Genomic DNA, 16936 nt, shown 5'->3' on the forward strand with positions numbered 1-16936 from the left:
GAACCATCATGGCGAAGCTCAGCACCGACGAGCTGCTCGACGCTTTCAAGGAGATGACTCTTCTTGAGCTGTCCGACTTCGTGAAGCTCTTCGAGGAGACCTTCGACGTCAAGGCCGCTGCCCCCGTCGCCGTCGCCGCCGCCGCCCCCGGTGCGGCCGCCGTCGAAGAGGTCGAGGAGCAGGACGAGTTCGAGGTCGTCCTCGAGGCCGCCGGCGACAAGAAGATCCAGGTCATCAAGGAGATCCGCGCCCTGACGAGCCTGGGCCTCAAGGAGGCCAAGGACCTCGTTGACGGCGCTCCCAAGTCCGTCTTCGACGGCAAGGTCAACAAGGAGCAGGCCGAGAAGGCCAAGGCCGCCCTTGAGGGCGCCGGCGCCTCGGTGACCGTCAAGTAGTTCGTTTCATCGAGAAGAGCGGGTCCACCTGGTGCCGGTGGCCCGCTCTTCTCGTGTTTCCGCCCTCCTGCGATCCATACGCGGACCCGGGTGGGAGGGGCGGGAAGCGGCCGGCCGGGATGCGCGGCGGCGGCGGGGGAGGGCCATCCTCACCGGGCCGGACGCCTCGTCGTCTCGAGGGCCGGGGTGAATGGGTGGGCGAAATGGCCCGGGGCATGTGGGCGAAGGCCGTTATGCGGATCTGCGCGGCGGGTTATGATCCGGCGATCGGGGAGCGTACCGTCCGGCGCGGTGAGACGGCCGCGCTCGCCGGCCCGCGTTCCGCAGACCGTGCGATGGGAGAGAACGCATGGCAGTGCACGCCAATCGTTCCCGTCGCTCACGCCGCTCCCGTCGCCCTCTCAGGATCATGGGGCCGATGCTGGGAGTTTTGATCGTGGCGCTGCTCGTCGCCGCGTTCTGGATCGGTGCCGCCCTGCGCGACGCCCAGACGGCCGCTGACGACCGGCAGGCCGCGTTGAGGGCGGCGGGGGCCCACGCCCTGCATCTGCTCTCCGTCGGCTACCGGAGCGTCGACGAGGACATCGGGCGCATCCTCGACACCTCCACGGGCGTGGCCAGGGCCGAGTACGCCAGGACCGCCGCGGAGCTCAAGAGGAGCACGGTGAAGGACAAGATCCTCCAGACGGGTGCGCTGCGGGCCTCGGGGCTGGTCTCGTTGAAGGGGAGCACGGCCCAGGTGATGGTGGTGGGCGACGCGGTGATCCGGCGGGACGGGAGCAAGGACGCCCCGCAGGAGCGGTTCTACCGGTGGAACATGGAAGTGACCAAGGTCGGGGGATCGTGGCTCGTGTCCCAGGCGGAGCTGGTGCTGTGAGACATGCCTCCCGGCTGGCGATCGGACTCATGGTCGCCGTCGCGCTCGCGCTCGCGGCGGCCGTCTGGATCATGTTCACCGACCTGAGCCGGCTGCGCGCGGACGAGACGGCGGGCCGGGAGGCGCTCGCCGCGGCCCGTTCGGTCGCCCCCGACATGCTGTCGTATGACTATCGTACGATCGAACAGGATTTCGCAAGAGCGAGCGAATACACCGTCGGGGCGCTCAGTCTGCACTACCGGCAGCTGGCCAGGAGCATCGCTCCACAGGCCAGGAGACAGAAGACGGTGCAGCAGGCCACGGTGACCGGGGCCGGGGTCGAGTCGGTGGAGTCGGGAGGTTCCGGCCGGGTCGAGGTGCTGCTCTTCATGAGCATGAGCACGGTCAGGACCCCCGAGGGGGAGAAGGAGCCACGCCGGGTCGTCAGCCAGAACCGGGCCAGATTCATCATGATCAAAAAGGATTCCCGGTGGCTGGTCTCGGAGCTGTCCACCCTGCTCGGAGACCCTCCGCCCCCCTGATCGGCGCGTCGCTTTATTCAATTGTTAGTAAAGCCTTGGTTTGGGGTGGGTTGGCGGTTGGGTACACCGGCCATGGCAGCGTCGATCGTCGGTCGATCCATCGGCCGGTGTTCGATCCGCCGCGTGACTCAGCGTCAGCCACACCAGGTCGGGCATTGTCTCCGCTGTGGTGGTGTACGCAGGTCGCTCGGTGGGAAAACTCCCAGGGTCTCGGCTGTTTCCCTGCCGAAATGTCGGCTCCCGGGCTTGACGTTTCGGCTCTGACGGGCGATGCTGCGACCAACGTGGAGCTTGCAGCGAGACTGAAGTGGACAGGTGTATGCCGTTCGGCTACACTGCCCCTTTGCGCTGCCCTTTGACGACCCGCTTCTTTTGGTGCTCTGATGCATGGTCGTCTGGCGTGCGTGTAGTCAGTCCGCCGCGAGCCCTCGGAAGGACATCTGTTGGCAGCCTCGCGCAACGCCTCCGCCGTACCCGCCGGTCCCCGTCGTGTGTCTTTCGCACGAATTCAGGAGCCGCTAGAAGTTCCTGACCTTCTCGCTCTTCAGACCGAGTCCTTCGACTGGTTGCTCGGCAACGAGAAGTGGAAGGGGCGGGTCGAGGCGGCTCGCCAGGCCGGGCGCAAGGACGTTCCGGCCCAGTCGGGCCTCGAAGAGATCTTTGAGGAGATCAGTCCCATCGAGGACTTCTCCGGGACCATGTCCCTGTCGTTCCGCGATCACCGGTTCGAGCCGCCCAAGTACTCAGTCGATGAGTGCAAAGACAAGGACATGACCTACTCCGCCCCGATGTTCGTCACGGCGGAGTTCATCAATAACACCACTGGTGAGATCAAGAGCCAGACCGTGTTCATGGGCGACTTCCCGCTCATGACCGGTAAGGGCACATTCATCATCAACGGCACCGAGCGTGTCGTCGTCTCCCAGCTGGTCCGGTCCCCGGGCGTCTACTTCGACCGCAGTGTCGACAAGACCTCGGACAAGGACCTCTACGGATGCAAGGTGATCCCGTCGCGGGGCGCCTGGCTCGAGTTCGAGATCGACAAGCGCGACAGCGTCGGTGTTCGCATCGACCGCAAGCGCAAGCAGGCCGTCACCGTGCTGCTCAAGGCGCTCGGCTGGACCAGCGACCAGATCCTTGAGCGTTTCGGTCAGTACGAGTCGATGCGCGCCACCCTGGAGAAGGACCACACGGCCGGCCAGGACGACGCTCTGCTCGACATCTACCGCAAGCTGCGCCCGGGCGAGCCCCCGACCAAGGAGTCGGCGCAGACGCTGCTGGAGAACCTGTACTTCAACTCCAAGCGCTATGACCTCGCCAAGGTCGGCCGATACAAGATCAACAAGAAGCTCGGGGTCGACAGCGAGATCACCCAGGGCACGCTCGCCGAGGACGACATCGTCGCCACCATCGAATACATCGTCCGGCTCCACGCCGGCGAGACGGAGATGCCCGGCGCGAACGGTCCGATCGTCGTCGAGACCGACGACATCGACCACTTCGGCAACCGTCGTCTCCGTACGGTGGGCGAGCTCATCCAGAACCAGGTCCGCCTGGGCCTGGCCCGCATGGAACGCGTCGTCCGCGAGCGGATGACGACCCAGGACGTCGAGGCGATCACGCCGCAGACCCTGATCAACATTCGCCCGGTAGTGGCGTCGATCAAGGAGTTCTTCGGCACCTCCCAGCTGTCCCAGTTCATGGACCAGACCAACCCCCTCGCCGGACTGACGCACAAGCGTCGTCTGTCCGCGCTGGGCCCCGGTGGTCTGTCCCGTGAGCGGGCCGGTTTCGAGGTCCGTGACGTTCACCCGTCGCACTACGGTCGCATGTGCCCGATCGAGACGCCGGAAGGACCGAACATCGGTCTGATCGGCTCGCTGGCCTCCTTCGGCCGGGTCAACTCCTTCGGGTTCGTCGAGACCCCCTACCGCAAGGTCGTCGACGGCCGGGTCACCGACCAGGTCGACTACCTGACCGCGGACGAGGAGGACCGGCACGTCATCGCCCAGGCGAACACGCCCATCGGTCCCGACGGAACGTTCCTCGAGTCGCGCGTGCTCGTCCGCAGGAAGGGCGGGGAGTTCGAGTCCCTGCGCGCCACCGAGGTCGACTACATGGACGTCTCGGCACGCCAGATGGTGTCCGTGGCGACCGCGATGATCCCGTTCCTGGAGCACGACGACGCCAACCGCGCGCTCATGGGCTCCAACATGCAGCGCCAGTCGGTGCCGCTGCTCAAGAGCGAGGCGCCGTTGGTCGGCACCGGCATGGAATACCGTGCCGCGACCGACGCCGGCGACGTCATCACCGCCGACAAGGCGGGCGTGGTCGAGGAGGTCTCCGCCGACTACGTCACGGTGATGAACGACGACGGCACCCGTACGACCTACCGGGTCGCCAAGTTCAAGCGTTCCAACCAGGGCACCTGCTTCAACCAGAAGCCGATCGTCGCCGAAGGCGACCGGATCGAGGTGAACCAGGTCGTCGCCGACGGTCCCTGCACCGACGAGGGCGAGATGGCCCTGGGCAAGAACCTCCTCGTGGCGTTCATGCCGTGGGAGGGCCACAACTACGAGGACGCGATCATCCTCTCCCAGCGTCTGGTGCAGGACGACGTCCTGTCCTCGATCCACATCGAGGAGCACGAGGTCGACGCCCGTGACACCAAGCTGGGCCCCGAGGAGATCACCCGGGACATCCCGAACGTCTCCGAGGAGGTCCTGGCCGACCTCGACGAGCGCGGCATCATCCGCATCGGCGCCGAGGTCGTCCCCGGCGACATCCTCGTCGGAAAGGTCACGCCCAAGGGCGAGACCGAGCTGACCCCCGAGGAGCGCCTGCTGCGCGCGATCTTCGGTGAGAAGGCCCGCGAGGTCCGTGACACCTCACTGAAGGTGCCGCACGGTGAGCAGGGCAAGGTCATCGGGGTGCGCGTGTTCAGCCGCGAGGAGGGCGACGAGCTCCCCCCCGGCGTCAACGAGCTGGTCCGCGTCTACGTGGCCCAGAAGCGTAAGATCACCGACGGCGACAAGCTGGCCGGCCGGCACGGCAACAAGGGCGTCATCTCCAAGATCCTCCCGGTCGAGGACATGCCGTTCCTTGAGGACGGCACGGCCGTCGACATCATCCTCAACCCCCTGGGCGTGCCCGGCCGAATGAACGTCGGCCAGGTGCTGGAGACCCACCTCGGGTGGATCGCCGCCAGAGGGTGGGACATCAGCGGCATCCAGGAGGCGTGGGCCGAGCGGCTGCGCGACAAGGGCTTCGCCGAGGTCGACCCGCGCACCAACATGGCCACGCCGGTGTTCGACGGTGCCAACGAGGAAGAGATCATCGGTCTGCTCGACAACACCCTGGTCAACAGGGACGGCGGGCGGATGGTCGGCGCGAACGGAAAGGCCCAGCTGTTCGACGGCCGTTCCGGGGAGCCGTTCCCGCACCCGATCTCGGTCGGCTACATCTACATCCTGAAGCTGCTCCACCTGGTCGACGACAAGATCCACGCTCGTTCGACCGGTCCGTACTCCATGATCACCCAGCAGCCGCTCGGCGGTAAGGCCCAGTTCGGTGGCCAGCGCTTCGGTGAGATGGAGGTCTGGGCACTGGAGGCGTACGGCGCCGCCTACGCCCTGCAGGAGCTGCTCACCATCAAGTCCGATGACGTCCTCGGCCGCGTGAAGGTCTACGAGGCGATCGTCAAGGGCGAGAACATTCCCGAGCCGGGCATCCCGGAGTCGTTCAAGGTGCTCATCAAGGAAATGCAGTCGCTGTGCCTGAACGTCGAGGTGCTCTCCAGCGACGGCATGTCCATCGAGATGCGCGACACCGACGAGGACGTCTTCCGCGCCGCGGAAGAGCTCGGCATCGACCTGTCCCGGCGTGAGCCGAGCAGCGTCGAAGAGGTCTGATCTAGAAGCTGAGGAGGGGATTACATAGTGCTCGACGTCAACTTCTTCGACGAGCTTCGGATCGGCCTCGCGACCGCCGACGATATCCGCCAGTGGTCGCACGGCGAGGTGAAGAAGCCGGAGACCATCAACTACCGGACGCTCAAGCCCGAGAAGGACGGACTCTTCTGCGAGAAGATCTTCGGTCCGACTCGCGACTGGGAGTGCTACTGCGGTAAGTACAAGCGCGTCCGCTTCAAGGGCATCATCTGTGAGCGCTGTGGCGTCGAGGTGACCCGCGCCAAGGTGCGTCGTGAGCGGATGGGCCACATCGAGCTGGCCGCGCCCGTCACGCACATCTGGTACTTCAAGGGTGTCCCGTCCAGGCTGGGATACCTGCTCGACCTGGCCCCGAAGGACCTTGAGAAGGTCATCTACTTCGCGGCCTACATGATCACGCACGTTGACAAGGAAATGCGCGAGCGTGACCTGCCGTCGCTGGAGGCGAAGATCTCCGTCGAGCGGCAGCACATCGAGCAGCGCCGTGACGCCGACATCGAGGCTCGCCAGCGCAAGCTGGAGAGCGACCTGGCCGAGCTTGAGGCCGCGGGCGCCAAGGGCGACCAGCGCCGCAAGGTCCGGGAGGGCGCCGAGCGTGAGATGCGGCAGCTGCGCGACCGGGCCCAGCGCGAGCTGGACCGGCTGGACGAGGTCTGGAGCCGCTTCAAGAACCTCAAGGTCCAGGACCTTGAGGGCGACGAGCTGCTCTACCGCGAGATGCGCGACCGTTTCGGCCGCTACTTCCGCGGTGGCATGGGCGCCCAGGCGATCCAGGAGCGTCTGACCAACTTCGACCTCGCTCTTGAGGCCGAGAACCTGCGCGAGACGATCCGCAGCGGCAAGGGCCAGAAGAAGGCCCGCGCGCTCAAGCGTCTCAAGGTCGTGTCGGCGTTCCTGAACACCCGCAACTCGCCCAACGGGATGGTCCTCGACTGCATCCCGGTCATCCCGCCGGACCTGCGCCCGATGGTGCAGCTCGACGGTGGCCGGTTCGCGACCTCGGACCTGAACGACCTGTACCGCCGGGTGATCAACCGGAACAACCGCCTCAAGCGACTTCTCGACCTCGGCGCCCCCGAGATCATCGTGAACAACGAGAAGCGGATGCTCCAGGAGGCCGTCGACGCGCTGTTCGACAACGGCCGCCGTGGCCGCCCGGTCACCGGTCCCGGCAACCGCCCCCTGAAGTCCCTCAGCGACATGCTGAAGGGCAAGCAGGGCCGGTTCCGCCAGAACCTGCTGGGCAAGCGAGTCGACTACTCCGGCCGTTCGGTCATCGTCGTCGGCCCGCAGCTGAAGCTGCACCAGTGCGGTCTGCCCAAGCAGATGGCCCTGGAGCTCTTCAAGCCGTTCGTGATGAAGCGCCTGGTCGACCTGAACCACGCGCAGAACATCAAGTCGGCCAAGCGGATGGTCGAGCGTGCCCGGCCGGTCGTGTGGGACGTCCTCGAAGAGGTCATCACCGAGCACCCCGTGCTGCTCAACCGCGCGCCGACCCTGCACCGCCTGGGCATCCAGGCCTTCGAGCCGCAGCTGGTCGAGGGCAAGGCCATCCAGATCCACCCGCTCGTCTGCACCGCGTTCAACGCGGACTTCGACGGTGACCAGATGGCCGTGCACCTGCCGCTGTCGGCCGAGGCGCAGGCCGAGGCCCGCATCCTGATGCTGTCGACGAACAACATCCTCAAGCCGGCCGACGGCAAGCCCGTGACCATGCCCACCCAGGACATGATCATCGGTCTTTACTCGCTGACCACGCTCAAGGACGAGGACGAGAACGGTGTCGGCAAGGGCCGGGTCTTCGGCTCGGTGTCGGAGGCGCTCATGGCCTTCGACCGCCGCGAGCTGGACATCCAGTCGCTGATCCAGATCCGGATGAAGGGAGACGTCCCGCCGCCCCGAGGCTGGGCCGCTCCCGAGGGCTGGGAGGCGGGTGACAGCTACCGCCTGGAGACCACCCTGGGTCGTTGCCTGTTCAACCAGACCCTGCCGGCGAACTACCCGTACGTGAACTCGCAGGTCGGCAAGAAGCAGCTCTCGGTCATCGTGAACGAGCTCGCCGAGAAGTACCCCAAGGTCGAGGTCGCCGCGGCGCTCGACGCCCTCAAGGACGCCGGTTTCTACTGGGCGACCAGGGCCGGTGTGACGATCTCCATCGAGGACGTCATCGCGCCGCCGAACAAGGCCGACATCATGGAGACGTACGAGCGCAGGGCCGACAAGGTCCAGCGTGAGTACGAGCGCGGTCTGATCACGGACGAGGAGCGCCGTCAGGAGCTCATCGAGATCTGGACGCACGCGACCAGTGACGTGACCGACGACATGCAGAAGGCGTTCCCGAAGACCAACCCGGTCTGGATGATGGTCCAGTCGGGCGCCCGAGGAAACCTGATGCAGGTCCGGCAGATCTCCGGCATCCGTGGCCTGGTGTCCAACACCAAGGGCGAGACGATCCCGCGTCCGATCAAGGCCTCGTTCCGCGAGGGCCTGTCGGTGCTGGAGTACTTCATCTCCACCCACGGTCAGCGGAAGGGTCTGGCGGACACCGCGCTGCGGACCGCCGACTCGGGTTACCTGACCCGTCGTCTGGTGGACGTCGCGCAGGACGTCATCGTCCGCGAGATCGACTGCGGCACCGACCGTGGCGTCCCGCTGCACGTGGCCGACCGCGACGCCCAGGGCAACCTGGTCAAGGCGGAGAACGCCGAGAGCAACGTGCACGGCCGCATCCTCGCCGAGGACGTGGAGGTGGACGGCAAGATCATCGCGCCGATGGGTGTCGACATCAACGACATCCACGTCACCGCCCTGGTCGAGGCCGGGGTGGAGACCGTCAGGACCCGCAGCGCCCTCGTCTGCGAGGCCAAGATCGGTGTCTGCGCCACCTGCTACGGCCGTTCGCTCGCGACCGGCAAGCTCGTGGACGTCGGCGAGGCGGTCGGCATCATCGCCGCCCAGTCGATCGGCGAGCCCGGCACCCAGCTGACGATGCGGACCTTCCACACCGGTGGTGTGGCGGGCGCCGACATCACCCACGGTCTGCCCCGTGTGCAGGAGCTCTTCGAGGCGCGCGTCCCCAAGGGTGTCGCCCCGATCAGCGAGGCCGAGGGCCGGGTCCGCATCGACGAGACCGACAAGACCCGGAAGATCGTGATCGTCCCGGACGACGGTTCCGAGGAGGTCGCGTACCCCGTGTCGATGCGGTCGCGCATGCTCGTCTCCGACGGGCAGCGTGTCACGGTCGGCCAGCAGCTGATCGCCGGTGCGGTCAACCCCAACGAGGTGCTGCGCATCCTCGGCCCCCGGGCCGTGCAGCTGCACCTTGTGGCGGAGGTCCAGCAGGTGTACCGCTCGCAGGGTGTGTCGATCCACGATAAGCACATCGAGATCATCGTGCGGCAGATGCTCAAGCGCGTGAACGTGCTGGAGTCCGGCGACGCCGACATGCTGCCCGGTGAGCTCGTCGAGCGGCCGCGCTTCGAGCGGATCAACCGCGAGTGCGTGGCGGAGGGCGGCACGCCGGCCTCCGGACGCCCGGTGCTGATGGGCATCACCAAGGCCTCGCTCGCCACCGAGTCCTGGCTGTCCGCGGCGTCCTTCCAGGAGACGACCCGAGTGCTCACCGACGCGGCGATCCACGCCAAGTCGGACTCGCTGCTCGGTCTCAAGGAGAACGTCATCATCGGAAAGCTCATCCCGGCCGGTACGGGCATGCCCCAGTACCGCAACATCCGGGTCGAGCCCACCGAGGAGGCGAAGGCCGCCATGTACACCGTCGGCGGCTACGACGGCTCCGCGGCCGACTACACCTTCGGTTCGGGCTCCGGCGAGGCCGTGCCGCTGGAGGAGTACGACTTCGGTCAGTACAACCGCTGAACGGCACGACCGCTGAGCGGTCGCTGACGGCAGAGTGGTCGCAGACGGCGCCCGGTCCCCTTCAAGGGGGCCGGGCGCCGTCGCTTTCCCTCCGGCACCGTCGCCTTTCCCGCCTGCCGACCCGATAGCTGGGGATGTGGACCTTTCTTGACCGGAATGTTGCGGCGAAAGCCACACGTTAATGCGGAGAACGGCCGGAGAAGTGCTTCGCGCCGGGTAAACTCGACACGGACCCGGAAGCGGTCGGTCGGAAACCGATCGCGGGAGTCATGACACGAACGCCGACGCCTGGCGAGTGCAGCCGTTTTGACGTGTTGCGTTGGGCTGGGTAGTCTTTCCCTTCGTGCCCATGTCTTCATGGGTCTTCATGCGTGCGCGTCGCCAGTTTCCCGATGAGGGGTCGGCAGAGGCGCCGTATGGCCTCCTCCACCGGACCGGCCTTAACCGGGATGTGGCGCGAAACTTACGCGACACGCCCGACCGCGTGGGTCGGAGGGGATGAAAGAACCGCAGGTCATGACACCGGCAGCACCTGCAAAATGCACCACATTCGAATTACCGGCTAGCACGAACGGAGACGCGGTGCCCACGATTCAGCAGCTGGTCCGCAAGGGCCGCCAGGACAAGGTCACAAAGACCAAGACTCCGGCGCTCAAGGCCAGCCCTCAGCGACGCGGCACCTGCATGCGCGTTTACACCACGACCCCGAAGAAGCCGAACTCCGCGCTCCGCAAGGTCGCGCGTGTCCGGCTCACCAACGGCATCGAGGTCACGGCCTACATCCCCGGTGTCGGCCACAACCTCCAGGAGCACTCCATCGTGCTCGTCCGTGGTGGTCGTGTGAAGGACCTGCCGGGTGTTCGCTACAAGATCATCCGCGGCTCGCTCGACACCCAGGGTGTCCGTAACCGCAAGCAGGCCCGTAGCCGTTACGGCGCGAAGAAGGAGAAGTAAGAATGCCTCGCAAGGGTTCTCCTGGCCGCCGTCAGCTCATGGCTGACCCGGTTCACAACTCGCCCCTGGTCACCGCGCTCATCAACAAGGTGCTCCTGGACGGCAAGCGCTCCATCGCCCAGTCCATCGTGTACGGCGCCCTCGAAGGCGCCAAGGAGAAGACCGGCAACGACCCGGTCGTCACCCTGAAGCGCGCGCTGGACAACGTCAAGCCCACCCTTGAGGTCCGCAGCCGCCGTGTCGGTGGCGCGACCTACCAGGTCCCGGTCGAGGTGCGCGCGACGCGTAGCACCACCCTGGCCCTGCGCTGGCTGGTGCAGTACTCCCGCGCCCGCCGCGAGAAGACCATGACCGAGCGCCTCATGAACGAACTGCTCGACGCCAGCAACGGCCTCGGCGCAAGCGTCAAGAAGCGCGAGGACACCCACAAGATGGCCGAGTCCAACAAGGCCTTCGCCCACTACCGCTGGTAACAGCGGGTTCGACGAGACGACGAGGACGCGAGAGAAGTGGCCACCACGACCGCTCTTGACCTGGCCAAGGTCCGTAACATCGGGATCATGGCCCACATCGACGCGGGCAAGACCACGACGACCGAACGCATCCTGTTCTACACCGGTATCAACTACAAGATCGGTGAGGTCCACGAGGGCGCAGCCACGATGGACTGGATGGAGCAGGAGCAGGAGCGTGGTATCACCATCACCTCCGCTGCCACGACCTGCGAATGGCTCGGCCACACGATCAACATCATCGACACGCCGGGCCACGTGGACTTCACGATCGAGGTGGAGCGCTCGCTCCGCGTCCTCGACGGTGCCGTCGCCGTGTTCGACGGCGTCGCCGGTGTCGAGCCGCAGTCCGAGACGGTCTGGCGTCAGGCCGACCGCTACGAAGTGCCCAGGATCTGCTTCGTCAACAAGATGGACCGGGTCGGCGCGGAGTTCCACCGCTGCGTCGACATGATGATCAGCCGCCTGAACGCGACCCCCGCCGTCATCCAGCTTCCCTGGGGCGTCGAGGCCGACTTCAAGGGCATCATCGACCTGGTCAAGATGAAGGGTCTGCTCTGGAGCGCCGAGGCGGCCAAGGGCGAGATGTACGAGACCGTCGACATCCCGGCCGAGCACGCCGAGGCCGCTCGCGAGTGGCGTGACAAGCTCGTCGAGACCGTCGCCGAGAACGACGACGAGCTGATGGAGCTCTTCCTCGAGGGTGTCGAGCCCACCGAGGAGCAGCTGGTCGCGGCCATCCGCCGCGCGACGCTGGCCAGCGCCATCAACCCGGTCCTGACCGGCACCGCGTTCAAGAACAAGGGCGTCCAGCCCCTGCTCGACGCGATCGTCGCCTACCTTCCCGCCCCGATCGACATCCCGGCCTTCAAGGGCCACGCGGTCGGCAAGGAAGACGAGGTCATCGAGCGTCACGCGGACGTGAACGAGCCGTTCTCCGCGCTCGCCTTCAAGATCATGAGCGACCAGCACCTCGGTCGCCTCACCTACATCCGCATCTACTCGGGCACGCTCGAGACCGGCACCGCGGTGACCAACTCGGTGAAGGGCCGCAAGGAGCGGATCGGCAAGATCTACCAGATGCACGCCAACAAGCGCGAAGAGCGTTCGTCGGCCGTCGCAGGTCAGATCGTCGCCGTGATGGGCCTGAAGGACACCACCACCGGTGACACCCTGGCCGACCCGGCTCACCCCGTGGTCCTGGAGTCGATGAACTTCCCGGCGCCGGTCATCAGCGTCGCCATCGAGCCCAAGACCAAGGGTGACCAGGAGAAGCTGGGCACCGCGATCCAGCGCCTGGCCGAGGAGGACCCGTCCTTCCAGGTCCGTCGTGACGACGAGACCGGGCAGACGGTCATCTGGGGTATGGGCGAGCTCCACCTGGAGATCCTCGTCGACCGGATGCGCCGCGAGTTCAAGGTCGAGGCCAACATCGGCCGGCCTCAGGTGGCCTACCGGGAGACCATCCGCCGCAAGGTGGAGAAGGTCGACTACGTCCACAAGAAGCAGACCGGTGGTTCTGGCCAGTTCGCCAAGGTCATCATCGACATTGAGCCGCTGGGCGAGGGCAACGACGGTTACGAGTTCTCGAACAAGGTCTCCGGTGGCCGCATCCCGAGGGAGTACATCCCCTCGGTCGACGCGGGCGCCCAGGAGGCGGCCGAGTTCGGTGTTCTCGCCGGATACCCCATGGTCGGGGTCAAGGTCACCCTGCAGGACGGTGCCTACCACGAGGTGGACTCGTCCGAAATGGCCTTCAAGATCGCTGGCTCGATGGCCTTCAAGGAGGCCGCGCGCAAGGCGGACGCCGTAATCCTGGAGCCGATGATGGCCGTTGAGGTCACCACGCCCGAGGACTACATGGGTGATGTCATCGGTGACCTCAACGGTCGCCGCGGGCAGATCCAGGCGATGGACGAGCGCTCCGGCGCCCGGATCATCAAGGCGCTCGTGCCGCTCTCTGAGATGTTCGGCTACGTGGGAGACCTCCGTAGCAAGACGCAGGGGCGTGCGAGCTACAGCATGCAATTCGACTCCTACGCCGAAGTGCCCGCGCACATCGCCAAGGAGATCGTCGCGAAGGTGCGGGGCGAGTAGTCCAGCACCATTCCGGGTGCGGGTAACGAGGAGATCGTCACCCCGCCACCGGAGGGGTGCGGGGCGAGCAGGCCCCAGCGCTGTTCCGGGTGCGGGAGGCGAGGAGATCGTCACCCCGCCACCGGAGGGGTGCGGGGCGAGAGCTTTCTCGCCGGCCGGTTCCGAGAGGGACCGGCCTCCCCAATCCCGAATATGAAGACGCAAGTCACGTCAGAATCTCTAAGGAGAGAGCAGTGGCCAAGGCCAAGTTCGAGCGGACCAAGCCGCACGTAAACATCGGCACCATTGGGCACATCGACCACGGCAAGACCACTCTGACCGCGGCGATCACCAAGGTGCTCCACGAGCGTTTCCCGAACCTCAACGAGGCGACCCCGTTCGACAAGATCGACAAGGCGCCCGAGGAGAAGGCTCGTGGTATCACGATCTCCATCGCGCACGTCGAGTACCAGACCGAGAAGCGCCACTACGCCCACGTGGACTGCCCCGGTCACGCCGACTACGTGAAGAACATGATCACCGGTGCGGCTCAGATGGACGGCGCGATCCTCGTGGTCGCCGCCACCGACGGTCCGATGCCGCAGACGAAGGAGCACGTCCTCCTGGCCCGCCAGGTCGGCGTCCCCTACATCGTCGTCGCCCTCAACAAGTCCGACATGGTGGACGACGAGGAGATCCTGGAGCTCGTCGAGCTCGAGGTCCGCGAGCTTCTCTCGGCCCAGGAGTTCCCCGGCGACGACCTGCCGGTCGTCCGCGTCTCGGCGCTGAAGGCGCTTGAGGGCGACACCAAGTGGGGCGACTCGATCATCGAGCTCATGACCGCCGTGGACGAGAACGTCCCCGAGCCGACCCGTGAGACCGAGAAGCCGTTCCTCATGCCGATCGAGGACGTCTTCTCGATCACCGGTCGCGGTACGGTCGTCACCGGCCGTATCGAGCGCGGTATCGTCAAGGTCAACGAGACCGTCGACATCATCGGCATCAAGGAGACCAAGACCACCACCACGGTCACCGGTGTCGAGATGTTCCGCAAGCTCCTCGACGAGGGGCAGGCGGGTGACAACGTCGGTCTGCTCCTGCGCGGCATCAAGCGCGAGGACGTCGAGCGCGGCCAGTGCATCATCAAGCCGGGCACGACCACCCCGCACACCGAGTTCGAGGCCCAGGTCTACATCCTGAGCAAGGACGAGGGCGGCCGCCACACCCCGTTCTTCAACAACTACCGCCCGCAGTTCTACTTCCGTACGACCGACGTGACCGGTGTGGTGAACCTCCCCGAGGGCACCGAGATGGTCATGCCCGGCGACAACACGGAGATGAACGTCGCGCTGATCCAGCCCATCGCGATGGAGGACGGTCTCAAGTTCGCCATCCGTGAGGGTGGCCGCACCGTCGGTGCGGGTCGAGTGACCAAGATCATCAAGTAGTACGATCGCGGAGTGGCGGTCGGCCCTCGAAACAGGGCCGACCGCCTCACCACGAGGGGACCGCGCCGCAGGGCGCGAACCCCGGCAGGACCCCACGAACCGTGATCTCGCAGTTGGTTCGGCCGAAGGATGACCGAACTCACTGCCAGATCACGGAAGAAAGCGCGGACTCACAGCGTCTGCTACGTGGGGCATGTGCGGAGACGCCGCCCCAGGGCGAGACGTGCTCCGGCACGACGTGGCGGGACCGTCCAGATGGGCCGGCCACGACATAGCGGCAACAGGCCGCACGTAACTTTTTCAGACGACAGTGAAGGACACCGAGGCCATTATGGCGGGACAGAAGATCCGCATTCGGCTCAAGGCCTATGACCACGAGGTCATCGACGTCTCGGCCAAGAAGATCGTCGAGACGGTGACAAGGACTGGCGCCAAGGTCGCGGGCCCGGTGCCGCTGCCGACCGAGAAGAACGTGTACTGCGTCATCCGCTCGCCGCACAAGTACAAGGACAGCCGCGAGCACTTTGAGATGCGCACGCACAAGCGGCTGATTGACATCATCGACCCGACGCCGAAGACGGTCGACTCGCTCATGCGACTCGACCTTCCCGCCGGCGTTGACATCTCGATCAAGCTCTGAGGGAACGCACTGACATGGCTAACAAGATCAAGGGCGTCCTGGGCAAGAAGCTCGGCATGACCCAGGTCTTCGACGCGGACAACCGGATGGTCCCGGTGACCGTCGTCGAGGCTGGCCCGTGCGTCGTGACCCGCGTCCGCACCGCCGAGAAGGACGGCTACACCGCCGTTCAGCTGGGCTTCGGCCAGGTCGACCCGCGGAAGGTCAACAAGCCGCTCGGCGACTACCTGCGCAAGCACGACATCACCCCGCGCCGTTACTTCGCGGAGATCCGCACCGACGACGCGAGCGACTACACCCTGGGCCAGGAGCTCCTCGCCGACACCTTCGAGGCCGGCCAGTTCGTCGACGTGACGGGCAAGAGCAAGGGCAAGGGCTTCGCGGGTGTCATGAAGCGCCACGGCTTCAAGGGTCTGGGCGCCTCGCACGGTACGCAGCGCAAGCACCGCTCGCCCGGTTCCATCGGTGGCTGCGCCACCCCCGGCCGCGTCTTCAAGGGCGTGCGCATGGCGGGCCGGATGGGCAACGTCCGCACGACCGTCCAGAGCCTCAAGGTTCACGCCGTGGACGCCGAGAAGGGCCTCATCCTGATCAAGGGTGCGATCCCCGGCGCCAACGGCAGCCTGGTCCTGGTCCGCACCGCCGCCAAGAAGGGGGCTGCCAAGTGAGCACCATTGACGTCCTCGACGTACGCGGTGAGAAGGCCGGCACCGTCGACCTGCCGGAGGACATCTTCGGCACGAAGGTCAACATCCCGCTGATCCACCAGGTCGTCGTGGCCCAGCTCGCCGCTCGCCGGCAGGGCACCCACAAGGCGAAGACCCGCGGTGAGGTCCGAGGCGGCGGCAAGAAGCCGTACCGCCAGAAGGGCACCGGCCGCGCCCGCCAGGGTTCGACCCGCGCCCCGCAGTTCACCGGTGGTGGCACCGTCCACGGCCCGGTTCCGCGGGACTACTCGCAGAAGACTCCCAAGAAGATGAAGGCCGCCGCCCTGCGCGCGGCCCTGTCCGACCGGGCGACCGGCGGCCGCGTTCACGTGGTCAGCGGTCTGGTCGAGGGGGAGACCCCGAAGACCAAGGCGGCTCTTGAGTCGCTTCGCAGGCTCACCAAGGCCCGCAGCGTCCTGGTCGTCGTCGACGAGGGTGACGAGCTCAGCTGGCTGAGCCTGCGCAACGCTCCCGAGGTCCACCTCCTGGACGCCGGGCAGCTCAACACCTACGACGTGCTCTGCTACGACGACGTCGTCTTCACTCAGGACGCGTACGACCAGACCGTGGCGCGTCTGAGCAAGAGCGGGAAGGAAGACGCCTGATGGAGAAGATCGCCGACCCGCGCGACATCATCATCAAGCCGGTTGTCTCCGAGAAGAGCTACGGCCTGATCGACGAGCACAACAAGTACACGTTCCTGGTGCGGAAGACGGCCAACAAGACGCAGGTCAAGATCGCCGTTGAGAAGATCTTCGGTGTCAAGGTCGCCAGCGTCAACACCATCAACCGCCAGGGCAAGCGCAAGCGGACCAGGTTCGGCTACGGCCAGCGCCCGGCCACCAAGCGAGCCATCGTCAGCCTGGTCGAGGGCGACCGGATTGACATCTTCGGCCAGATCGGCTGACGCGCTCGCTCAGTAAGTACAGGGAGAAAGCCCCTCGCCGTCTGGTGAGGGGCATTCGACCGGATTAACCGAC

Annotated in this window: 13 protein-coding genes; all 13 read left to right on the forward strand. The window is 66.1% G+C overall.

Annotation, left to right across the window (positions count from 1 at the left end; genetic code table 11):
- Positions 1–8 precede the first annotated feature (8 nt).
- Entirely contained in the window at positions 9–395 is a 387-nt protein-coding gene (gene rplL, locus ACFY3V_RS15705) for a 50S ribosomal protein L7/L12 (RefSeq protein ID WP_350943257.1), read from the forward strand.
- A gap of 418 nt (positions 396–813) precedes the next feature.
- On the forward strand, positions 814–1272 hold the full coding sequence (locus ACFY3V_RS15710) for a hypothetical protein (RefSeq protein WP_362895972.1): 459 nt from the start codon (positions 814–816) through the stop codon (positions 1270–1272).
- Positions 1269–1793, forward strand: a complete 525-nt coding sequence (locus tag ACFY3V_RS15715) for a hypothetical protein (RefSeq protein ID WP_350943259.1) — start codon at positions 1269–1271, stop codon at positions 1791–1793. Before ACFY3V_RS15710 ends, ACFY3V_RS15715 begins: the two co-directional genes overlap by 4 nt.
- A 443-nt stretch (positions 1794–2236) precedes the next feature.
- Entirely contained in the window at positions 2237–5704 is a 3468-nt protein-coding gene (gene rpoB, locus ACFY3V_RS15720) for a DNA-directed RNA polymerase subunit beta (RefSeq protein ID WP_362895974.1), read from the forward strand.
- A gap of 27 nt (positions 5705–5731) precedes the next feature.
- A complete protein-coding gene (locus ACFY3V_RS15725; RefSeq protein ID WP_350943261.1) occupies positions 5732–9619 on the forward strand; it encodes a DNA-directed RNA polymerase subunit beta' in 3888 nt (1295 codons plus the stop codon).
- Between the two features lie 582 nt (positions 9620–10201).
- Positions 10202–10573: a 30S ribosomal protein S12 gene (rpsL, locus tag ACFY3V_RS15730; RefSeq protein WP_012887826.1), complete on the forward strand. Its 372-nt coding sequence runs from the start codon at positions 10202–10204 to the stop codon at positions 10571–10573.
- Positions 10574–10575: 2 nt separating this feature from the next.
- Positions 10576–11046 (forward strand): 30S ribosomal protein S7, encoded by a 471-nt coding sequence (gene rpsG / locus ACFY3V_RS15735; protein WP_350943262.1) that lies wholly within the window; start codon positions 10576–10578, stop codon positions 11044–11046.
- Between the two features lie 87 nt (positions 11047–11133).
- The gene (gene fusA / locus ACFY3V_RS15740) at positions 11134–13182 is read left to right on the forward strand and encodes an elongation factor G (protein ID WP_389774235.1); all 2049 of its coding nucleotides are present in this window, start codon (positions 11134–11136) and stop codon (positions 13180–13182) included.
- Positions 13183–13415: 233 nt separating this feature from the next.
- On the forward strand, positions 13416–14609 hold the full coding sequence (gene tuf / locus ACFY3V_RS15745; RefSeq protein WP_350943265.1) for an elongation factor Tu: 1194 nt from the start codon (positions 13416–13418) through the stop codon (positions 14607–14609).
- A 331-nt stretch (positions 14610–14940) separates the two neighbouring features.
- The gene (gene rpsJ, locus ACFY3V_RS15750) at positions 14941–15249 is read left to right on the forward strand and encodes a 30S ribosomal protein S10 (protein ID WP_030912931.1); all 309 of its coding nucleotides are present in this window, start codon (positions 14941–14943) and stop codon (positions 15247–15249) included.
- A gap of 14 nt (positions 15250–15263) precedes the next feature.
- Entirely contained in the window at positions 15264–15917 is a 654-nt protein-coding gene (rplC, locus tag ACFY3V_RS15755; RefSeq protein WP_329089937.1) for a 50S ribosomal protein L3, read from the forward strand.
- Positions 15914–16561, forward strand: a complete 648-nt coding sequence (gene rplD / locus ACFY3V_RS15760) for a 50S ribosomal protein L4 (protein WP_350943267.1) — start codon at positions 15914–15916, stop codon at positions 16559–16561. The genes rplC and rplD overlap by 4 nt, the downstream gene beginning before the upstream one ends.
- Positions 16561–16863, forward strand: coding sequence for a 50S ribosomal protein L23 (rplW, locus tag ACFY3V_RS15765; protein WP_030912923.1), 303 nt, complete (start codon positions 16561–16563; stop codon positions 16861–16863). The genes rplD and rplW overlap by 1 nt, the downstream gene beginning before the upstream one ends.
- Positions 16864–16936: the final 73 nt, after the last annotated feature.

It is taken from the genome of Streptosporangium sp. NPDC000095, from assembly GCF_042899335.1.
GTDB lineage: Bacteria > Actinomycetota > Actinomycetes > Streptosporangiales > Streptosporangiaceae > Streptosporangium.